Here is a 20,025-nt window from a genome sequence, read left to right as displayed (position 1 = left end):
CCGAATGACGCAGATGGGTCCGAAAATGCCCGTTCGAGATTTTCGGAAGCGGACGCTCGCAGCCACCCGCCTAAAGACTTCAGTTAACTGGCCGTTAACGCAGAGACATCAATCTTCGTTCCGAGACCCTCTCGTGGCGTCCACGATGCAGGATGTCGACCGCGCCCATGCACCATGCCGCTGACAAGATGACAAGCCCGACCCGTGCCGCTCTCACACGAACCATCGTGGCGATCGTGATCGGCAACGGCTTCGTCGCTTACGACTTCACGGTCTACAGCTTCTCGGCGGTCCTGATCGGGAATCTGTTCTTTCCTTCCAGCAACCCGGCGGCGTCCCTTCTGCTTTCGCTCGCCACCTTCGGCGCAGGCTTCGTGATGCGCCCGCTTGGCGCGATCATGATCGGCCACATCGCGGACAGCCACGGCCGCAAGGCCGGCATGACTCTTTCGCTCACCCTGATGACCATCGGCACATGGATGATCGCGTGCCTGCCGACCTATGCATCGATTGGCCCGCTAGCGACGGTGCTGATCGTCGTCGCGCGGCTGATGCAGGGGCTCGCGGCAGGCGGGGAGATCGGGCCGGCGTCGGCATCGCTGATGGAGTCGGTGCCGTATCAGCGGCGTTGTTTCATGGTGAGCTGGCGCGGCGCGAGCCAGGGCGCGGCCGCATTCGCAGCGGCGCTTGTCGGAGCGGGCACCACTGCGCTTGTTTCGCCCGCGGCCATGCAGGAATGGGGTTGGCGCATTCCTTTCATGCTGGGCGGCCTGATCGGCCCTGTCGGCTGGTATCTGCGCCGCCGCATGCCCGCGGCCGCCAGTGAAAAACCCGTCCGCTTCATGCCCGGACGCATGTTCGCGGAGCACGCTCGCCCGCTCATCTACGGCATTCTTTGCATGGCCGCGCCTTCGGTGAGCATCTACATCACCGTGTTCCATATGCCGGCCTACCTCGTTCGGACACTGCATCGGCCGGCTGCAATCAGCCTGCTGACAGCCTGCCTGTCCGGACTCGCGATCCTTGTGGTCACGCCGCTGGCTGGCCGTATTGCCGACCGCCTCGCCAGCCGCAAGACGCTTCAGTATCTGACCATGACGGCGTCGCTGGCCGCGGCATGGCCTGCGTTCTGGGCGCTTACGCATGGGGTCAGCGACGTCGTCGCGCTCGTCATCATCACGGCATTCGTGGCGCTTGCGGTGAACAACGCCGGCGCGGGTTCGGTGCTGATGCTCGAGGCTTTTCCGCGGCATCGGCGAGCCGCGGCACTGGCCGTGATCTACAGCCTGGGCGTGGTCATCTTCGGTGGATTCTCGCCGTTCCTCGTCACCTGGCTCATCAACCTGACGGGCAACCCGATGGTCCCCGCGTGGTATCTGATGGCGGCGACCGGCGTCACGCTCGTCGCACTGAACCGCTTTCCCGAACATTCTTCCGCTGAACGTGTCCCGTACGGCGGGCGCGTAGCCGGTTGACTACGCCGGCACACGCCCGTTACAGGCCATCTTTACGTGACGCTGTTTAGCAGATCGACGGCACGGGCGCGCATGTCCTGGGGGCTGATATCGAAGGCGCGACGAAACGCGCGCGTGAAGTCCGATGCGCTCTTGAAGCCGAGCCCGTAGGCGATTTCCGTCACCTGCAGGTGTGGGAAACGGACCAGTTCTTGCGCAGCCTCGCGTAACCGGCGATTGCGGATATACGTACCGAGTCCGCCCTCATGCTCGAACCAGCGATAGATGGTCGCGCGCTTCAATTGCAGTTCGTCGACGACGCTTGTGGGCGTGAGGTTACCCTGATGCAGATTGGCTTCGACATAACGCCGCACCTGGCCCATCACGGCGGCCTGCAACGAAGCGCGGCCGGCGCCCGTCAGGCGCGACTCCTTGCGAAACGCGGCGATGAGCAGCTGGGCGCCAGCAGTTAGCGAGTCTGTGGCGCCGTGACGGTCGAGCTTCGGCATTTCCCTGCTGATTGCCGCCGCGTGATCCAGAATCAGGCGGCCAAGCGGCGAGCCTTGCTGGACGATCCGGCCATGAATCGATTCGGCGTCCGGCAGACCTGCCTCCACGATATCCCTCGGTACAAACAGACTCAGAAGGCGACAGGCCGGCCGTTCGTTCCTGAACGGCTGGTTCATGTCGAACGCGACGATGCCTTTCACCGGCTCGGCGGCACTGCGCTTGCGGTGCATCCCGGAGACGTTGCCGATCTCTCCGTCGAGGAACACGTGAAAGACGAAATCCCGGCGCGAATCGGTGGAAACACGCGCCACCGAGCGCTCGAGCGTCAGCGCGTCCGTGCTGCAATCCGTGAAAATCATCCCGCCGACCGCATAAAGGTCGATGTGGCCGGCAAACCCTTCTGCCAGTTGCCTGTTCGAAGGCGGTACGTCGACCGCATGCCCCACGCGCGAGCGCCAGGCCAGCAGTTGCTCGCTGGCGGCGAGCGAGTGCGTGCTGAAGCGGGTCGTCACGATACCGGAACCCGCTGCTGCGTCGCGGGTTGATTCATTCGGCATTGGGCGCTGCGTCATTTGTGGCTTTCGAGGAGCGATGAAATGCAATGCGGTCAAGGCAGGCGCGAGGTACACGGCCGTTGGTGTCAGGAACTGAGACGCATGGTAAAGCGTATCAAAAAAACCGCGATATTGTCGTACCCGTAAAGGCTCAAAACGCTTTTGCACTGGATGCGGGGGCTCCAGGCCTGCGCCCGACCCATACCATCGCGCACCCTTGCGATGTTGTGCCGTGGGTCACCGCGGGCCCGCGGCATCGCCTTTGTGGCAGATCTGCGACGTAGGATCAGAGACAGACATGAGCGTCACCAATAAACAACCGGCGACCAGGGCCGCCGGGCTGCTACCAGCCCGGCTGGCCGACAACCAGCTCGACCATTTCGAGTGCATGGTCCAGTACATCATCCGCGAGGACGCGGACGACGCCTTACACGGGTTCGACCATAAGTACTGGGAAAAGCGCATCCGGGCGCTGGTGGAAACCCACGACCTGGTGACCACACAGCGTTGTCGCGTGATGATGCTCCTCGACCTGCTGGAGCGGCATGTGCTGATCAGAACGCGCAACCGCACGGCAGCCTGACGGCCATTTAACGCGTCGCCGGATGCGTCCAGCTGCCCTCCACTTCGATCACCGTCTTCACCGAATTGGCCAGATAACACGCCTCATGCGCCTCATGGTGCAGATGACGCAGCGCCTCATCCGATGGCACCTTGTCACCGCCGAACGAGACGGCCGGCTTGAGCACTACGCGGGTCATCACTTCCTTGCCCGCGTCATTCTTCGCGATCGTGCCTTCGGCCTCATCGCGATAGGCCTCGACCACATACCCCTCCTGCGCCGCGATCGACAGAAACCACAGCATGTGACAACTGGAAAGCGCGGCGATGTAACCCTCTTCCGGGTCGACCGCCGCTGGATCCGAGAATGGCACGCGCACGACATGCGGTGAACTCGATGCAGGCACGACCGTCCCGCCGTCGAAACTCCATTGATGGGCACGACTGTAGCGATTGTCGGTGAACTTGCTGCCGTTACCGCTCCAGGCGATGGTTGCCGTATAAGTGGCCATCAGGGTCAATCCTCGTTTGAAGAAACCTGCAGTGTCCGCGCCGCGGTCAGATCGGCGTAAGCACCGCTTCACCCGCAAAATGACGCGTAGCGTTGTCGATAAAATTCCGTACCGATGCCGCATTCGACTCGGGCGACGTGCCACCGGTATGCGGCGTAAGCACGACATTCCTTAAAGGCAGCAACGCCTGCGGCGGATGCGGCTCGCCTTCGTAGACGTCCAGTCCCGCCCCTGCGATCGTTCCTTCCGTGAGCGCCGCGGCCAGCGCCGCCGTATCCACTACGCTTCCGCGCGATACGTTGATCAGAAATCCCTTCGGCCCCAACGCCTCGAGCACCGTCCTGTCGATCAGATGATGCGTCGATGCACCGCCTGGCGTGGCGATCACGAGATAGTCGCTCCATTGGGCGAGCGCCAGCAGGCTGTCGAAATAGCGGCTTGTCGCGCCTTCGCGCGGTTTGCGGTTGTGATAGCCCGTTTCCAGATCGAAGCCCGCCGCGCGTCGCGCCACCTTCTGTCCGATGTTGCCAAGACCGACGATGCCGAGCCGCTTGCCCGACACCGCAGGCCGCATCGGCAGCGCGTCGCGCCAGACGCCATTGCGCGTCGCGATATCGCGTTGCGGCACGTCTCGCACCACCGCCAGCAGCAGCGCGAACGCGTGATCGGCCACACAGTCGTCGTTGGTGCCTGCACCGTTGACGACAACGATGTTGCGCACCCGCGCATGATCGACGGCGATGTTTTCATAGCCCGCGCCCAGTGCGCTGACGAATTCGAGTTGCGGCAGCCGATCGATTTCTGCGGCCGTGAGGCCAGTCGTGCCATTGCTCAGCACCGCACGGATCGTGCTGCCGTGGTCGGCGATGGCCTGGCGGCGTTGGGTGGGAGTTGGAGCGTGGATGATGTCGAACGAAGCGGAGATATCCGCGTGGCTGTCCCCAGGGAGGGGAATCAGCACCAGCAATGAAGGCTTCATGACCCGGCGTGAATTCTGTGAAAAAAGCGCTGGTTGAGAAAGCTGCGGCAGGCGAAGTATATCCGCCAGCCGCCTTTTCCGCCTGCGCCTGCGCCTGCGCCTGCGCCTGCGCCTGCGCCTGCGCCTGCGCCTGCGCCTGCGCCTGCGCCTGCGCCTGCGCCTGCGTCATCAGCGGATCGACGCCCGCTCCCGCGCAAGCGTCGCCAAAGGCGCTTGCGCCGACGCCGGCTGATCGATGTACTCCGTATGCCGGGCGCGCTTGCGCGTTTCGTGCATGGCACCCTCCTCGCTGCGTCGCTGCATCAAAGCCAGCCGAGCCAGCGCCACCACGTCGCGGCGAACAGCATCAGCAGCAGATAGCCGACCACCGTCAGCACGATGCCGACGCGCGAAAACTGTTTTGCGGTGAACGTGTCGGTGGCGAGGCACACCATGTTTTGCGGCGCGTTGATCGGCAGCATGAAACCAAAGCTCACGACGTAGCCGAGCAGCATCGTCAGACCGAGCCGGTTGAAGTCGCCCTGCATCGACTGCAGCACGGATATCAGAATTGGCAACATCGCAGAGGTCAACGCCGTTGCGCTCGCAAAACCGAGGTGAATCAGGATCAGGAACGCCGACAGAATCGCGAATGCCGTGAAAGGGCCCGCGCTGTCGAGGCCCGTGTGGTGCGCAACCAGTTCGCCGAGCCACTGGCCGGCCTGTGTCGTGAGTAGCGCGGTGCCGAGGCTGATGCCAACCCCGAACACGATGACCGTGCCCCATGGAATGCGGCCCTGCACCGTTTTCCAGTCCATTACGCCGATCCGCGGCAGCATCAGGATCACGAGGCCCACATAGGTGACCGACGTCGTATCGAACGGATGCAGCTTGCCTTCGGTCGCCCAGAACAGCAGCAGACCGATCGACACCGCCAGCAAACGCTTCTGCGGGCCCGTCATCGGGCCGAGTTCGACGAGCGCGCGTGCGACGGCCTCCTTGCCGCCCGCGAGGCTGTCGGTCTCAGGCGGCAACATCTTCAGCACGATGAAGAGGAGCACCGCCGACATCACGATCGCCCATGGCGCGCCCGCGATCAGCCAGTCGAGCCAGGTAACGCGCGCGCCCATCATCTTGTCCATGAAGCCCACGGTCAGCAGGTTCTGCGCGGCAGCGGTCTGAATCCCCACGTTCCAGATGCTGGTGGCCTGAGCCACGATAATCATGATCCCGGCCGCGATGTTCGAACGCTTTTCGACGCCGAACGCGGCGATCACTCCCATCATGATCGGCACCACGCAGGCGCTGCGCGCGGTGGCGCTCGGCACCACGAGCGACAGCACGATGGTCACGGCGATCGAGCCGATCAGGATGCGGCGCGTGGTGGTGCCGATCAGCGACAGCGTGAAGAGCGCGATACGTTTGTCGAGCCCGGTGACCGTCATCGCCGCCGAGATGAACAATGCGCCCGCAACCAGCGCCAGCGCGGAATTGGAAAAACCGGCCAGCGCCATGCTGATTGCCGCCGAGGTGCCGTACAGCACGCCGGGATCCTTGATCGTCGGCGCAGTACCGACAAGAAACGCGATCAGCGACGTGATGATGATCGCGCTCGCCTCGTACGACACCGCCTCGGTCAACCAGACCACCACCGCGAACGCGAGAATCGCGAGCATCCGTTGACCTGCCGGCGGCAACGTATCGGGCAGCGGGAGAAACAGCACGACGACGAGCGCAATCACCCCTGCAATCAGACCGACCGGCGGACCGTGCTTCACCGGAGCGGGCTGCGCAGACGTCGTGGCGGGTTGGACCTCGGGCTTCGGAGAGCTCATCGTGTGTGCTCCTGTTTGCTTCCTGTTCGACCCACGCGCCACGCCATGTGTGCTGGCGGAATCACCGTCCCGTCAGAACGTCCCCAGAATCGAGCCAAGAACGATCACCACGATGAGCGCGAGAAGGGCGCCGACGATGCCGACCATCACGATGTCCCGGTAGCTGTCGCGGTGGGTCGACCCGCACACAGCCAGCAGCGTGACGACGGCGCCGTTATGCGGCAGGCTGTCGAGGGTGCCGGAAGAGATCACGGCGACGCGATGCAGCAGTGCCGGGTCGATGTTATGTTGCGCGGCAAGCTGCATGTACGTGCTGCCGAGCGCGTCGAGCGCGATGGTCAGGCCACCCGATGCGGAACCCGTCAACGCTGCAAGCAGATTGGTGGCGACTGCAAGGGAAACGAGCGGGCCGCCGCCGATACCGAGCACCCAGCCGCGCACGAGCTCGAACGCCGGCAGCGCCGCGATCACCGCGCCGTAGCCGACGAGACTGCCGACGCTCAGCACGGGCAACACCGATGCATTCGCCCCCGCATCGACACTTTCACGCAATGCCGCGAGGCGCGAGCGATTCAGCAGCAACAGTGCGACGATCGCGATGGCGAGCGCCACGCACACGCCCCACACGCCTGCCACCGCCGATAGCGACGTGCTGCCCCAGCGCGCCTCTGCCAGATAAGAGGCATCGATACGCGGCAGGACAATCACGTTCATGACGAAGTTGCCGCACACGACGAGCACGAGCGGAACAATGGCGATGCCGAACGGCGGCAATTGCTCACTGACCTGCCCTTGCCCGATCTCGCTGGGATCGAAACTCTGCGAAACGATTGCGCGCTCACGCACGAGTTCGTCGTCGGCTTCCCGCACGGCCCCCGGCGCACCCGCGCCGGCCGTCTCGAAACCCTGCCCCGCGCGGCGCGCGCTGGCTTCCTGCCGGCCGAGCCACCACAGTCCGAAGGCCACCATCACGATACTGGCAATGATGCCAAGCCCCGGCGCCGCAAACGGCGTCGTGCCGAAGAACGGCATCGGGATCGCGTTCTGGATCGCGGGCGTGCCCGGCAGCGCCGACATCGTGAAGGTCGACGTGCCGAGCGCGATGGCGGCGGGCATCAGCCGGCGCGGAATATTGGCCGCCTGGAAGAGCGCCTGCGCCATCGGCGCAAGCACGAAAAACGCGACGAAGAGACTCACGCCGCCGTAGGTCACCAGCGCGCCGCCGATCACGACAGCCAGCATCGCGCGGCGCGGCCCGAGCTTTTCCGTCATGAAACGGGCGATGGCCTGCACCGAGCCGCTGTCCTCCATCAATTTGCCGAACAGCGCGCCCAGCAGGAACAGCGGGAAGAACTGCGCGATAAAGCGCGCGGCGCTGCCCATGAAGGTCTGCGTCCAGTGCGCGAGGACAGGATCACCCGAGATTGCAGCGGCCAGCATCGCCGCGATCGGCGCAAGCAGCAGCACGCTCCAGCCGCGATACGCGAACCAGATCAGGAGCCCGAGGCTGATCAGCATGCCGGCGAGGCCGAGACCGAGCATCGCGGGACTGAGGTTGGCAGCAGCGTCCATGGTCAGGCTCCGTCGAACATCTGGTTGAGGTCAAGCGTCGAACGCACCCCGAGCGCGTCACCGTGCTGCCGAAGAAATTCATCCGCGGCACGACGGCCCTCGTCGCGCAGCATCGTCAGGAAAGCCCACTCCGCATTGAGTTTCGATGAATAGCCCAGCGCCGTCATTGCAGGACTCGAGATGCGATGAATGCGCATCGTGGCCCAGTGACGCCCTTCGTCGCTGCCGGCATCGGCCGCCTGACGCAGCAGCGAGATCATCCGCAACTCCTTGAGCAGCGGCGCATTGAACGCCACCTCGTTGAGCCGGCTGATGATGTCACGCGCGCTGCGTGGTGTCTCGGCCCGCTCGACCGGATTGACCTGAACGAGCAGCGTGTCGTTCGACTTGCATTCGCGGATCAGCGGCGTGATCGTCGGATTACCGGCGTAACCGCCGTCCCAGTATGACTCGCCGTCGATTTCGACAGCCTTGAACAGCGTCGGCAGACATGCCGATGCGAGCAGCACATCGGGCGTGAGCTCGGCATTGCGAAACACCCGCCCCTGGCCGGTGCGCACCCGCGTGGCGGTGATGAACAGCTTGATCGGCGCATTGCGCAACTGCGCGAAATCGACCGTGTCGGCGAGGATGCGATAGAGCGGGTTCACGCCGGCCGGATGCATGTCGTAAGGCGAGAACACGCGCGCCGCCAGATCGAGCGCGAGGAACACCGGCGAATAATCGAGCGTCCAGCGGCCGAGCAGCACGTCGATGGGGCTGCGGCGAAACGGGCTGAAGCGTGCGTCGTCGGAGACGCGCCGCCAGAATGCCTCCAGCGCCGCGCGGGCACCGGCAGGGCCGTTGCGCAGATAGCCGGTCACCAGCACGGCGGCGTTCATCGCTCCCGCCGAGGTGCCCGAGATGCCCTCGATCTGCATCCATGACTCCTCGAGCAGCCGGTCGAGCACGCCCCAGGTGAAGGCGCCATGCGAGCCCCCGCCCTGCAGCGCAAGGTCGACAGGCAATGGCACCTGGTGCGACGGATGATCAGACGAAGCGGTCGATGCAGTCGATGCAGATGTCGATGCGGCCATCGTGTCTCCGGATCGGAGGGGTAATGTCACGAACTCACGCCAGCCTGCGTGGCGTACCCGAGGCGTTCTGAAGCACCGTCTTCGCAGGCCGGAATAACGGCGTGCATTGAAAAGGGCTATGACGGTTTTATTACGGTCAATAAAACAAAATCAGAAATCCGATTAACCTGTTTTACTGCGTGAAATACTGACGGGCACTTTACGACCGCCCTGAGCGACAGATGGGGCAAGCCTGCGAGGCTCACGCCCTATGGCGGGACGGATTCAATATAACCCGGCAATCCGGAAATCCACAACCGCACAAAATGACTCTGCTTCGGCAACCAGATTGTCATCATCGCGTATTGCACGTGTCTTAAATCGCCCAATGGCGCGCCGCAGGACGTCGCCCTTTCAATGCGGCATGTGCCTTCGCCAGGTTCTGAATCCCAACTTATCCTGTTTTTTGACAAACGGAAGTCATCTTAAAATAGTGGCAATTTCGACTACGGACGTGTCATGCCGGAAAACCCCAGTGTGCAGGACGAAGTGCAGAGCCGCCCGCCGGCCAGCGACGATTCGGAAATGTTCGAGCTGGCCCCCGTTTCGCTGTGGCTCGAAGACTTCAGCGGCGTGCGGGCGCTGTTCGATACGTGGAAGGCCGACGGCGTCACCGATCTGCGTGCGCATTTCCAGCAGGACGTCGAGCGGGTCGCCCAGTGCTCGTCGCGTATCCGCGTGATCAAGGTGAACCGCCGCACCCTCGCGCTGTTCGAGGCCGCGAGCCTCGGCGAGCTGACCGGCAATCTCGGCAGCGTGTTTCGCGACGACATGCTGAAGTCGCACATCGAAGAGCTGTGCCAGCTGTGGGACGGGCAGACGCAGTTCGTCAGCAAGACCGTCAATTACACGCTCGGCGGGCGGCGGCTCGACGTGGTCGTCCGGGGCAACGTGCTGCCCGGCCACGAGGCGCGGCTCGACCGCGTGCTGGTGGCCGTCAAAGACATCACCGAACTCGAAGTGGCGCGGCATCGCATTGCCGAAGGCGAACAATATGCGCGCGGCCTCTTCGAGCACTCGCCCGTATCGCTGTGGGTCGAGGATTTCAGCGCCGTCAAGCGCCTGCTCGACGAAGCACGCGCGGCAGGCATCACCGATTTCCGCGTGTTTACGGATGTGCACCCGGAATTTGTCGAGCGCTGCATGCAGGAGATTCACGTCCTCGACGTGAACCAGCACACGCTCGACATGTTCGCGGCGCCGGACAAGAAAACGCTGTTCGGCCGTCTGTCCGACGTGTTTCGCGACGACATGCGCCCGCATTTTCGCGAGCAGCTGATCGATCTGTGGGAAAACAAGCTGTTCCAGCAACGCGAAGTGCTGAACTACTCGCTGGAAGGCAACGAACTGCACGTGCACCTGCAGTTTTCCGTGCTGCCGGGCCATGAGCGCAACTGGGATCTCGTGCTCGTCGCGCTGACCGACATCACCGCGCGCAAGAAGGCGGAAGCCTACCTCGAATTCCTCGGCAAGCACGACGTGCTGACGAAGCTGCGCAACCGTTCGTTCTATGTCGATGAACTGAACCGGCTCGAACGGAAGGGGCCGTTCCCGGTGACCGTCATCATGGCCGACCTCAACGGGCTCAAGCGGGTCAACGACCAGCTCGGCCACGCCGCCGGCGACGCGCTGCTTCGGCGCGCCGGTGAAGTGCTGGCGAAGGCGCTCGAAACGCCTTTTCATGCAGCGCGTATCGGCGGCGACGAATTCGCGATGCTGCTGCCGGGCACCGACGAGCGCGGCGGCGCGGCAATGATCGACACGATCCGCCAGCTCGTCGATCTGAACAACCAGTTCTATCCGGGCTCGACGCTCAGCTTCTCGATGGGTGCGGCGACGTGCCAGCGTGGCGAGCGTCTTGAGGCGGTCGTGCAGCGCGCCGATCTCCTGATGTACGACGAAAAACGTGCGCACTACGTCAATCAGATCAGCGATCCGGGCAATGTGTAGCGTCCCATGCCTCGCCTCACGCGGCGACGCATGGGACGGTCCGCGGTTTCGGTGCAGACGGGATAGCTAGCCGGGCAGCTTTGCCGCCAGCACGTCGAGTTTCCCGATCGACGGGGGCGAAGCGAAAAGATCGGCCGCCTGGGCCATCAGCGCTGCGGCCACCTTGCCCGACAGATGCGCTTCGCGGCCGGCCTCATCCGGAAAGGCGTCGAAGATACCGAACGTCGACGGTCCGAGGCGCAGGCCGAACCATGCGAGCGTCGCGGGCTCTTCATTGACAAGCGGCAATCCGCCCAGCAGGAAATTCTCGACGTCCTTCTCCTTGCCCGGCTTTGCTTCGAGCCGGACGAACAAGGCTGTTTTGACCATGACCTGTCTCCTGTGACAAATGGGTTGCAACAGGCGGTTGCGGAACAATCGCACTGCCGTGCAAAAAGTATAGGTGCTGGCGCCATGCCGGGTCGCTCAGCTTTCTGCCGGACGGATCGCCACACCATACGTATCGACGATCCGCCGGTCCTGCTCCATCGCGGAAAACAGCTCCCATTCCAGACCGTTGACGTCTTCGCTCTTCGTATAACCCTGCGCTGAATCGTCCTCGAACCCGACGTGCCGCAACTGGCCTGCCTTTCGGGCACCTCATTGATCGAGAAATTGAGCAGGTTCGTGCGCCACATCGCGTACAGACCGGGCTCTGTTGGCTCAAACGGCCGTCACGTGACGCGCGGTCGACGTCGGCAGGCGCGGCGCGGGCACGTCGAAGGTCGTCCGCACCCGACGCACTTCTTCGACGGGGCTGCTGCCGAACAGCCGCTTGAACTCGCGGCTGAACTGCGACGCGCTCTCGTACCCGACGCGCGCAGCCGCCGCGCCCGCGCTCAGCCCATCCTGCACCATCATGAGCCGGGCGTGATGCAGCCGCGTCGCCTTCACGTACTGCATCGGCGAAGTCGACGTGACCAGCTTGAACTGCGCATGAAACACGGCGAGACTCATGCCGGCCTCGCGCGCAAGCGTTTCGACGTCGAGATCGCCGCGATAATCCGCGTGGATGAGCCGCAGCGCCTTCGCGATGCGGCCGAAATGATGCTGGTGCGTGAGCGCAGCGCGCAACGCGTCGCCCTGCTCGCTTTTCAGCACGCGATAGAAAATCTCCCGCACGATCGATGGTCCGAGAATGCGCGCATCGAGCGGCGATACCAGTGCTTCCAGCAAACGAAGTATCGCGTCGCTCAGCGGCTGGTCGAGCGCGGTCGAATAAATCCCCTTGGGCTCGATGCGCGTCGCCCCTCGCGTATCGTTCAACGCCATCAGCAATTTGGCGATGGTCGTCAGATCGACGCGAATCTTGATCGCCAGTAACGGCTCCTCTTCGCTGGCTTCGGTCTCGCTCTCGAACGGCAGGGGCACCGACAGGACCAGAAATTGCTGGGCGTCGTAGTCGAAGACTTCATCGCCGAGATAGCCGCGCTTGCGACCCTGACAGACAATCACGATGCACGGTTCGTACAACACCGGCGTGCGCGGGATCGGCCGGTTCGAGCGCATGAAGCGCACGCCGTCCAGACACGACTCCGTATAGCCCTCTGCCGGGGCGAGCGTGCCGAGCAGTTCAACCATCCGCTTTTGCGCGGGACTGACGAACGGGGCTGACGACCGGATCATTTCCATAACGTGCCTGCTCTATGTCTGTTTAGCGCCACCTTACGTGCGCCGGGAGAATCCGGCTTGAAATCTAGCACCAATCGGCCGGAAATGTGCGCGTCCAGGAGAAACAGGCAAATCTTTAAGACCTTCAGGTCTTTCCCAGGATGACGACCGACCCTACGATGGGAACCCTGCCGCAAAGCCCTGCGCCGTCTCTGGTCCCGTCCCCGACAGGACCTGTCAATTCTTTCCATCTGGAGGCCCTGTGAACACGACTTACGCCTATGCCGCTCGCGACGCCGAGTCGAAGCTTGCCCCGTTTGAACTTCAACGCCGCAAGCTGCGCGATCACGATGTGCAAATGGATGTGTTGTTCTGTGGCGTATGCCATTCCGACCTGCACACGGCGCGCAACGAATGGAAGAACACGGTCTACCCGGTCGTGCCGGGTCATGAAATCGTCGGCCGCGTGACGGCTGTCGGCCCGCAGGTCTCGCATTACAAGGTTGGCGATCTCGTTGGGGTCGGCTGCCTCGTCGATTCGTGCCGCGCCTGTCCGAGTTGCAAGGAAGGGCTCGAACAATATTGCGAAGTGGGTTTTGTCGGCACGTATAACGGCCAGGATCGGGTAACCGGCGAGAACACGTACGGCGGCTATTCGACCGAGCTCGTCGTGGATGAAGCCTTTGTGCTGCGCGTGCCGCAAAACCTCGACCCGGCGGGCGTCGCACCGCTGCTGTGCGCGGGCATTACGACCTACTCGCCGTTGCGCCAATGGGGTGCCGGCCCCGGCAAGAAGGTCGGCATCGTCGGGCTCGGCGGTCTGGGCCATATGGGTGTCAAGCTCGCTCATGCGATGGGCGCCCACGTCGTGCTGTTTACAACGTCGACGTCGAAAGTCGAAGACGCCAAGCGGCTCGGCGCGGATGAAGTGGTGATCTCGAAGAACCCGCAGGAAATGGAAGCGCACGCGAACAGCTTCGATTTCATTCTTAACACGGTGGCCGCGCAGCACGACCTGAATCCGTTCATCAACCTGCTCAAGCGCGACGGCACGATGACGCTGGTGGGCGCACCGGAGCACGATCATCCGTCGCCGCAGGTGTTCAACCTGATCTTCAAACGCAGGCGTCTTGCCGGCTCGCTGATCGGCGGCATCGCGGAAACGCAGGAGATGCTCGACTTCTGCGGCGAGCACGGCATTACATCGGACATTGAGATGATCTCGATGCAGAAGATCAACGACGCTTACGAACGGATGCTGAAAAGCGATGTGAAATACCGCTTCGTGATCGATATCAACTCGCTGCGTCAGTAACGCGACCGCGCGGTCCGCGCGCATTTCACGTTCCTGCCGGCAGGCCACGCGCAATTGCGCGTGGCCTGTTTTCTTTGCTGCACCCCGCCGTACCGCTGCTCTGTCCCGGCGCGAGCACTAAAACGCCGTTTCTCCTCAATCCAGGAGAATCAGGCAAATCGTTCAGACTGTCAGCCATTCCCCGAACGACGCCCGAGACCTACGATATCAACACTGCCCGGCCATCCGTCCTGCTTCATGCGCTTGACCGTCGCGCCTGCATCCTAGTCTGACCTCTGAAGAGGAGCCTGCCCGTGATCGATCGTATCCAGGCGATGCGCACTTTCATTCGCATCGTCGATACCAACAGCTTTACGCGCGCCGCTGAATCGCTCGCCATACCGCGCGCCACCTGCACCACGATTGTCCAGAATCTCGAAGCGCTGCTCGGCACGCAACTGCTCGTGCGCACTACGCGACGTCTCAGCCTGACGGCGGAAGGCGCGGAGTACTACGAGCGCTGCGCGCAGATCCTCGCGGATATCGACGACATGGAAGCGAGCCTGCGCCATGCCACCGACAATCTCAGCGGCCGTCTGCGTGTCGAAATGCCGGGTGCGGTCGCGACCGCGCTCGTGCTGCCCGCGCTCGACGATTTTCATACGCGCTATCCGAACATCGATCTCGCGATCGGTGTGAGCAACCGCACCGTGGATCTGGTCGCCGAAGCGGTCGACTGCAGCATCCAGCTCGGCGAGCTTCCCGATTCCGGTCTCGCCGCGCGGCGGCTCGGCACGATCGAACACGTGACGTGCGCAAGTCCCGCATATCTTGCGCGCCATGGGATGCCGACGAGCCTCGATGAACTGGAGAACCACATCGCGGTGAACTGCATGTCGTCGCGCAACGGGCGGTCGGTCGATTTCGATTTCGAGGTCGGCGGTTCCGCGCTGAACGTGAAGGTCAACGGCTACATCAAGATGACCGACGAACAGGCGTACCTCACCTGCGGCCTGCAAGGGCTTGGCCTGATCCAGCCGGCGCGCATTGCCGCGCAACCCTACCTCGACTCGGGGCAACTGCGCGAAGTGCTGCCTCAATGGAAGCCCGTGCCGATGCCGGTATCCGTGGCCTACGTGAAGAACCGGCAGATGTCGCCGCGCGTGCGGGCGTTTGTCGACTGGCTTGCCCCGCTTTTTGAGCAGGCGGAAGGTGTGAGTCAGGATATGTCGCGGGTACGTCAGTTGTTGCGTGGCTTGCACCCGGATGAGGTCAGCTGAAAACCGGCTGTCGGGCAGCGCTCAGGGCAGCGTTGCATGTGCGTCTGAATCGACCGCGCATGCGAGAGGACCCTGGCCCGTCCCCCGCCGCGCACGCACCCTCGCCTCGCCTACCACGCGCGCAAGCGTCGCCGCACTCATCCGTGCGGCGACGCCACGCACGTAATCGTGATGTCGAGCGTCGAGCGGCGCATCCAGATGTTGTGCCTGCAGATAGCGGATGAGCGCGATCCTTCGATGTCCAAGCGCAATGCTTTGCTCGAGCAGCGCCACGGCTGCATCGGGATCGCCGGCGTCGTAGGCCTGTTTGATGAGTTGGGACGTCTGGGCGCGCGGCATCGTCAAGACCTCGCTTTCGTGTCGCTCAAACCGACGCGGTTTCGGCCCGCGAACGCGCCTGCACGCGCCACGCTTCGTAATCGGCGCGCGTCCAGTCGAGTTCGACGCCAATACGTCGCGTGCCTTCGCGAATCTTCGGCTTGTGCAGCGCGATTGTCAGCGCATGGAGCGCCGGCCATTCGCTGAACGAGAGCACAGCGAGTTCTACCACGAGTGTTTCGAGCAGACGCGTATGCGGCTTGCGCGAAAGAAACGCCGTGACACGTTCGCAATACCGCTCATAGTCGATCATCGCGTGCGCGCCCTCCTCCGACGGCTCGCCGCCATAGGCAAGGCTCGCGTCGATCACCAGGGGCTGCGGTGCTTCATGCTCGTGCGCATGAATGCCGATGCGCGCCGTGACGACGAGCTCGTCGATGAACACGCGCCAGCCGCGCCCAGCGCGCGGCGGCGGTGCAAAAGACGCAATGGACTCGACGGGTTTCACGACATCAGCGGCAGAGCCGCGTCGAGCATGATCCGGCAGAAATAGTCGGCGAAGCTGCGGCGTATCACAAGCTCGTAGGTATCGTCCGACACCGGCACCAGCACGATCGACGCCTTGAAGTAATGGCTCTGCGCGCATTGCCCCGGCGCGAGGACGCGCGGATGCAGATCGAGCGGACAGCCTCGCGCGATCACATCGCGCACCTTCTCTCCGCTCACTTCGAGCACCGTATAGCCGCTGCCGACATCCACCGCGGACGCGAACTGTCCTGCCAACGCCTCGCGAAGTTTCGCTTCGAGCGTCGCTCCCTGCTGCTGTTGCGAACGCACGAGGAACTCGTCGGGGCCGAGCCACAGCACGTCATAGCCGTTGCCACGGGCGACCGTATTCGGTTTTGCAGGCGGACGGCAACCTGTCACGCTTGCCACCGCGCTCGCGAACGCCGTATCGGCAGGATCGCCGCGCAGGTTCACGAGTTCGAGAAACGGCCGCTCGCCCAGACGGAATTTCTTCGATGCGGCCGCGTGATTCGCCTTGAGCAGATCCTCCACGCCGACGAGCGGAGACTCCTGCCACACCGACCCGGCCGCGCGCTGCGCGATCGTCGAAGCCGCGTCCGGCGCATTACTTCTTGCTTCATTCCACATGTTGACGCACTCCTTCGGTATCGTAGAAAACCGGGCTCGAAATCTTCGCCGCAATCTGCTTGCCGTTCGCAAGCGGGATCGTCACGTTTTCGCCCATCTTGCCGAGGCCGCCCTTGACGACAGCCAGCGCAATCGAGCGCCTGAGGATCGGGCTGTAGTAGCTCGACGTCACGTGGCCGAGCATCGGCGCGGTATCGCCGGAGAAAGGTCCTGCAACGATCTGGCTGCCTTCCGGAATCACAAGCGACGCATCCTCCGACAGCAGGCCGACGAACTGCTTGCGGCCGTCCTTCGCGGTATCCGGGCGCGACAGTGAACGCCTGCCAAGGAAGTCCTTCGACTTCGCGACCAGTCCGCCCATGCCGAGATCGTGCGGCGTGATCGAACCGTCCGTGTCCTGGCCGACGATGATGTAGCCCTTTTCCGCGCGCAACACGTGCATCGTTTCCGTGCCGTATGGCGTGATGTCGAATTCGGCGCCTGCCGCCATCAATGCTTCCCAGACGGCGCGACCGAGATTCGCCGGCACGTTCACTTCATACGCGAGCTCACCGGAGAAACTGATGCGCATCACACGCGCCGCCACGCCCGCGACAGTCCCTTCGCGATAGGTCATGAACGGGAAAGCGGCGTTGGCAAAATCGATATCGCTGCACACCTTCTGCAACACCTTGCGGCTCTTCGGCCCCACCACGGCGAATGTCGCCCAGTGGTCGGTCACCGACGCAAGACGCACCTTCATGTTGGGCCACTCGGTCTGCAGCCAGCGTTCGAGCCACGTGAGCACGCGCGCAGCGCCGCCTGTCGTCGTGGTCATCATGTAGTGCTGTTCGGCGAGGCGCACCGTCACGCCGTCGTCGAACACCATGCCGTTTTCGTCGAGCATCAGGCCATAGCGGCACTTGCCAACTTCGAGCTTGCTCCACGGGTTCGTGTAGACCCAGTTCAGCAGTTGCGCCGCGTCGGGCCCCTGAATGTCGATCTTGCCCAGCGTCGATGCATCGAGAATGCCGACGCTGTTGCGCACCGCGAGGCACTCGCGCGCGACGGCTGCATGCATGTCTTCGCCCTTCTTCGGGTAGTACCACGGACGCTTCCAGTTGCCCACGTCCTCGAACGCCGCGCCGTTTTCGACGTGCCATTCGTGGATGCAGGTCTTGCGGATCGGATCGAGCAGATCGCCCAGTTCGCGCCCGGCGAACGTACCGAAGGTGACCGGCGTGTAGTTCGGGCGGAACGTGGTCGTGCCCGTTTCGGGAATCGTCTTGCCCAGCGCGTCGGCGAGGATCGCCATGCCGTTGATGTTGCCGAGCTTGCCCTGATCCGTGCCGAAACCCATCGCCGTGTAACGCTTGACGTGCTCGACGGATTCGAAGCCTTCACGTGCGGCAAGCAGAATGTCCGCTGCGGACACGTCGTTCTGGAAATCGACGAACTGCTTCGGACCGCGCGACGCGGCCTCCCGGCTTCCGACAAGCCACAGCGGCTGCATCGGCGATTCGGCGATCTCGTTGGCGTTCGGTACCTGCGGGCGGGTCACGTTGAAGCCGACTGCCTTCGCCGCTTCTACACCCGCATCGACAGCAAGGCGCAAGCCACGCGCGAGGCTGAATTCGCCTGCCGCAGCGCCGACGCTGCACTCCGGCTGCACCGCCTTGCCCGGCACGAAACACGCCTTCTCGTTGTTCCAGTGCGCCTTGCCGCCCGACTGCGCGAACAGGTGCAACACGGGGCTCCAGCCGCCCGACATCGCGAGCAGATCGCAGGCCAGAACGGCCTGTTTGCCGCCGACCTTGCCGTTCGCATACGACGCCACTTCGACCGAAGCCACGCGCCACTTGCCGTCCGCCTTCGTCACGACGGCGTTGTTCAGGATCTTGATGCCATGACGCCGGGCCGCGGCAGGCAGCGCGCCATTGCTCTGCGCACGCGAGTCGACCACCGTGACCTTGGCGCCGCACGCCTTCAGATCGAGTGCGCACTGATAGGCATCATCGTTGTTGGTGAACACGACGGCATCGCGCCCCGGCAGCACGCCATAGCGATGCACGTACGTCGATACCGCCGACGCCATCATCACGCCCGGCAGATCGTTGTTGCCGAACACGATCGGACGCTCATGCGCGCCGGTCGCGAGAATCACGCGCTTCGCACGGATCTTCCAGAGCAGTTCACGCGTGCCCTTGCGCATCGACACAGGCAGATGTTCAGTCAGACGCTGCGTGACGGTAACGAGATTGTGATCCTGATAGCCGAAGGCCGTGCTGCGGCAGAGAATCTTCACGTCGGGCATCCGGGTGAGTTCGGCTTCGATCTTCTCGACCCATTGCATGGCTGGCCGGCCATCGATCTCCGCCTTGCACGACAGCAGACTGCCGCCCAGTTCGCGCTGGTCGTCGACCAGAATCACGCGCGCGCCGGAGGCGGCCGCCGCATGCGCCGCCGCCAGACCGGTCGGGCCGGCGCCCACCACCAGCACGTCGCAATGCGCGAAGCACTTGTCATAGCGATCGGCGTCCCGTACCTCGGGGGCCTTGCCAAGACCGGCGGCTTCGCGAATCTTGTCCTCATATTTCGGCCACCATTTACGCGGCCACATGAACGTCTTGTAGTAGAACCCCGCCGGCAGAAAGCGCGAGAACTTCTGGTTGATCGCCATGCGATCGTGTTCCAGACTCGGCTCGGCGTTCACACTCGTGGCCACCAGCCCCTGATACAGCTCGACTTCCGTGGCGCGTGCGTTCGGCACGGTGTACGCGCCGCGCTCCAGCTGCACCACTGCATTCGGTTCTTCGACACCCGCTGTGACGATGCCGCGCGGACGGTGATACTTGAAACTGCGCGCCACGAAATGCACGCCGTTCGCGAGCAGCGCGGACGCCAGCGTGTCGCCCTGAAAACCCTGATACGTGCGCCCGTTGAACGTGAAGGTCAGCGGAATCGCGCGGTTGATGCGCCCACCGGCGCCGAGGCGGTCTTTCTGGCTCATTTGTTGTTGCCCTCCTGAGCGTCGCTATTCGTTGCAGCCCCGGCAGACCCCGGAGCCCCGCCGAATGTTTCATAACCGAGGAACTGATACGACACCGTATCGCGCGTCGCCATGAACCAGCGGCGGCAGCCCTGCGTATGCAGCCATTGCTCGCGATGCACGCCACGCGGGTTCTTGCGCATGAACAGGTAGTCGCCCCACTCCTTGTCGGTGAGCTTGTCGGTATCGAGCGGGCGGGCGATATCGGCCTCGCCGCCGCAGGAAAATTCGGATTCGGCGCGCGGCCCGCACCACGGGCATTCAATCAGTAGCATGTGT

General features: G+C 63.5%; 19 protein-coding genes. 5 read left to right on the top strand and 14 right to left on the bottom strand.

The window, feature by feature from the left end:
- Positions 1-152: 152 nt before the first annotated feature.
- Positions 153-1,475, top strand: coding sequence for an MFS transporter (locus P3T23_RS13815; protein WP_429316730.1), 1,323 nt, complete (start codon positions 153-155; stop codon positions 1,473-1,475).
- A gap of 32 nt (positions 1,476-1,507) precedes the next feature.
- Here P3T23_RS13815 and P3T23_RS13810 read toward each other — a convergent pair whose 3' ends face one another.
- The gene (locus tag P3T23_RS13810) at positions 1,508-2,521 is read right to left on the bottom strand and encodes a helix-turn-helix domain-containing protein (protein ID WP_429316729.1); all 1,014 of its coding nucleotides are present in this window, start codon (positions 2,519-2,521) and stop codon (positions 1,508-1,510) included.
- A 295-nt stretch (positions 2,522-2,816) separates the two neighbouring features.
- On the opposite strand from P3T23_RS13810, the gene P3T23_RS13805 reads away from it, so the two are divergent.
- Entirely contained in the window at positions 2,817-3,101 is a 285-nt protein-coding gene (locus P3T23_RS13805; RefSeq protein ID WP_429316728.1) for a hypothetical protein, read from the top strand.
- Positions 3,102-3,108: 7 nt separating this feature from the next.
- Here P3T23_RS13805 and P3T23_RS13800 read toward each other — a convergent pair whose 3' ends face one another.
- From P3T23_RS13800 to P3T23_RS13780, 5 genes are all read right to left on the bottom strand, one after another.
- On the bottom strand, positions 3,109-3,591 hold the full coding sequence (locus tag P3T23_RS13800; protein WP_429316727.1) for an OsmC family protein: 483 nt from the start codon (positions 3,589-3,591) through the stop codon (positions 3,109-3,111).
- Between the two features lie 46 nt (positions 3,592-3,637).
- Entirely contained in the window at positions 3,638-4,570 is a 933-nt protein-coding gene (locus P3T23_RS13795) for a 2-hydroxyacid dehydrogenase (RefSeq protein WP_429316726.1), read from the bottom strand.
- Positions 4,571-4,872: 302 nt separating this feature from the next.
- Positions 4,873-6,384, bottom strand: coding sequence for a DASS family sodium-coupled anion symporter (locus tag P3T23_RS13790; protein ID WP_429316725.1), 1,512 nt, complete (start codon positions 6,382-6,384; stop codon positions 4,873-4,875).
- Between the two features lie 72 nt (positions 6,385-6,456).
- A complete protein-coding gene (locus tag P3T23_RS13785) occupies positions 6,457-7,956 on the bottom strand; it encodes a GntP family permease (RefSeq protein WP_429316724.1) in 1,500 nt (499 codons plus the stop codon).
- Between the two features lie 2 nt (positions 7,957-7,958).
- Positions 7,959-8,945, bottom strand: a complete 987-nt coding sequence (locus P3T23_RS13780) for a patatin-like phospholipase family protein (protein WP_429316983.1) — start codon at positions 8,943-8,945, stop codon at positions 7,959-7,961.
- 585 nt (positions 8,946-9,530) lie between these two features.
- On the opposite strand from P3T23_RS13780, the gene P3T23_RS13775 reads away from it, so the two are divergent.
- Positions 9,531-11,021, top strand: coding sequence for a diguanylate cyclase domain-containing protein (locus tag P3T23_RS13775; RefSeq protein WP_429316723.1), 1,491 nt, complete (start codon positions 9,531-9,533; stop codon positions 11,019-11,021).
- Between the two features lie 66 nt (positions 11,022-11,087).
- Here P3T23_RS13775 and P3T23_RS13770 read toward each other — a convergent pair whose 3' ends face one another.
- The 3 genes from P3T23_RS13770 to P3T23_RS13760 form a co-directional block, all read right to left on the bottom strand.
- On the bottom strand, positions 11,088-11,390 hold the full coding sequence (locus P3T23_RS13770; protein WP_429316722.1) for a putative quinol monooxygenase: 303 nt from the start codon (positions 11,388-11,390) through the stop codon (positions 11,088-11,090).
- Between the two features lie 96 nt (positions 11,391-11,486).
- A complete protein-coding gene (locus tag P3T23_RS13765; protein WP_429316721.1) occupies positions 11,487-11,639 on the bottom strand; it encodes a hypothetical protein in 153 nt (50 codons plus the stop codon).
- An 84-nt stretch (positions 11,640-11,723) separates the two neighbouring features.
- Positions 11,724-12,692 carry an AraC family transcriptional regulator N-terminal domain-containing protein gene (locus P3T23_RS13760; protein WP_429316720.1) on the bottom strand — a complete coding sequence of 323 codons (969 nt, stop codon included), beginning with the start codon at positions 12,690-12,692 and terminating at the stop codon, positions 11,724-11,726.
- Between the two features lie 241 nt (positions 12,693-12,933).
- Between P3T23_RS13760 and P3T23_RS13755 the strand changes: the two genes are divergently transcribed.
- Complete coding sequence (locus P3T23_RS13755) at positions 12,934-13,986, top strand: NAD(P)-dependent alcohol dehydrogenase (protein ID WP_429316719.1); 1,053 nt, start codon at positions 12,934-12,936, stop codon at positions 13,984-13,986.
- Positions 13,987-14,279: 293 nt separating this feature from the next.
- The gene (locus tag P3T23_RS13750) at positions 14,280-15,245 is read left to right on the top strand and encodes a LysR family transcriptional regulator (RefSeq protein WP_429316718.1); all 966 of its coding nucleotides are present in this window, start codon (positions 14,280-14,282) and stop codon (positions 15,243-15,245) included.
- A gap of 21 nt (positions 15,246-15,266) precedes the next feature.
- Here the strand turns inward: P3T23_RS13750 and P3T23_RS13745 are convergent, their stop codons facing one another.
- From P3T23_RS13745 to P3T23_RS13725, 5 genes are read right to left on the bottom strand one after another with little or no spacing between them, the layout of a single operon-like run.
- Positions 15,267-15,584, bottom strand: coding sequence for a hypothetical protein (locus P3T23_RS13745; RefSeq protein WP_429316982.1), 318 nt, complete (start codon positions 15,582-15,584; stop codon positions 15,267-15,269).
- Positions 15,585-15,609: 25 nt separating this feature from the next.
- Complete coding sequence (locus P3T23_RS13740; RefSeq protein ID WP_429316717.1) at positions 15,610-16,071, bottom strand: dihydroneopterin aldolase; 462 nt, start codon at positions 16,069-16,071, stop codon at positions 15,610-15,612.
- Positions 16,068-16,718, bottom strand: coding sequence for a sarcosine oxidase subunit gamma (locus tag P3T23_RS13735; protein WP_429316716.1), 651 nt, complete (start codon positions 16,716-16,718; stop codon positions 16,068-16,070). Before P3T23_RS13735 ends, P3T23_RS13740 begins: the two co-directional genes overlap by 4 nt.
- Positions 16,708-19,707 carry a sarcosine oxidase subunit alpha family protein gene (locus P3T23_RS13730; RefSeq protein WP_429316715.1) on the bottom strand — a complete coding sequence of 1,000 codons (3,000 nt, stop codon included), beginning with the start codon at positions 19,705-19,707 and terminating at the stop codon, positions 16,708-16,710. The genes P3T23_RS13735 and P3T23_RS13730 overlap by 11 nt, the downstream gene beginning before the upstream one ends.
- Positions 19,704-20,021, bottom strand: a complete 318-nt coding sequence (locus P3T23_RS13725) for a sarcosine oxidase subunit delta (RefSeq protein WP_429316714.1) — start codon at positions 20,019-20,021, stop codon at positions 19,704-19,706. The genes P3T23_RS13730 and P3T23_RS13725 overlap by 4 nt, the downstream gene beginning before the upstream one ends.
- Between the last annotated feature and the right edge of the window lie 4 nt (positions 20,022-20,025).

It is taken from the genome of Paraburkholderia sp. GAS448 (genome assembly GCF_050435685.1).
GTDB lineage: Bacteria > Pseudomonadota > Gammaproteobacteria > Burkholderiales > Burkholderiaceae > Paraburkholderia.
The sequence above is the reverse complement of the archived record's forward strand: the minus strand, read 5'-3'. Positions and strand labels throughout refer to the sequence as shown.

Excerpts from the sequence above, each read along its gene's own strand:
- P3T23_RS13815 (WP_429316730.1), top strand. The coding sequence starts at position 153 with ATGTCGACCGCGCCCATGCACCATGCCGCTGACAAGATGACAAGCCCG.
- P3T23_RS13810 (WP_429316729.1), bottom strand. The coding sequence starts at position 2,521 with ATGCCGAATGAATCAACCCGCGACGCAGCAGCGGGTTCCGGTATCGTG.
- P3T23_RS13805 (WP_429316728.1), top strand. The coding sequence starts at position 2,817 with ATGAGCGTCACCAATAAACAACCGGCGACCAGGGCCGCCGGGCTGCTA.
- P3T23_RS13800 (WP_429316727.1), bottom strand. The coding sequence starts at position 3,591 with ATGGCCACTTATACGGCAACCATCGCCTGGAGCGGTAACGGCAGCAAG.
- P3T23_RS13795 (WP_429316726.1), bottom strand. The coding sequence starts at position 4,570 with ATGAAGCCTTCATTGCTGGTGCTGATTCCCCTCCCTGGGGACAGCCAC.
- P3T23_RS13790 (WP_429316725.1), bottom strand. The coding sequence starts at position 6,384 with ATGAGCTCTCCGAAGCCCGAGGTCCAACCCGCCACGACGTCTGCGCAG.
- P3T23_RS13785 (WP_429316724.1), bottom strand. The coding sequence starts at position 7,956 with ATGGACGCTGCTGCCAACCTCAGTCCCGCGATGCTCGGTCTCGGCCTC.
- P3T23_RS13775 (WP_429316723.1), top strand. The coding sequence starts at position 9,531 with ATGCCGGAAAACCCCAGTGTGCAGGACGAAGTGCAGAGCCGCCCGCCG.
- P3T23_RS13770 (WP_429316722.1), bottom strand. The coding sequence starts at position 11,390 with ATGGTCAAAACAGCCTTGTTCGTCCGGCTCGAAGCAAAGCCGGGCAAG.
- P3T23_RS13760 (WP_429316720.1), bottom strand. The coding sequence starts at position 12,692 with ATGGAAATGATCCGGTCGTCAGCCCCGTTCGTCAGTCCCGCGCAAAAG.
- P3T23_RS13745 (WP_429316982.1), bottom strand. The coding sequence starts at position 15,584 with ATGCCGCGCGCCCAGACGTCCCAACTCATCAAACAGGCCTACGACGCC.
- P3T23_RS13735 (WP_429316716.1), bottom strand. The coding sequence starts at position 16,718 with ATGTGGAATGAAGCAAGAAGTAATGCGCCGGACGCGGCTTCGACGATC.
- P3T23_RS13730 (WP_429316715.1), bottom strand. The coding sequence starts at position 19,707 with ATGAGCCAGAAAGACCGCCTCGGCGCCGGTGGGCGCATCAACCGCGCG.
- P3T23_RS13725 (WP_429316714.1), bottom strand. The coding sequence starts at position 20,021 with ATGCTACTGATTGAATGCCCGTGGTGCGGGCCGCGCGCCGAATCCGAA.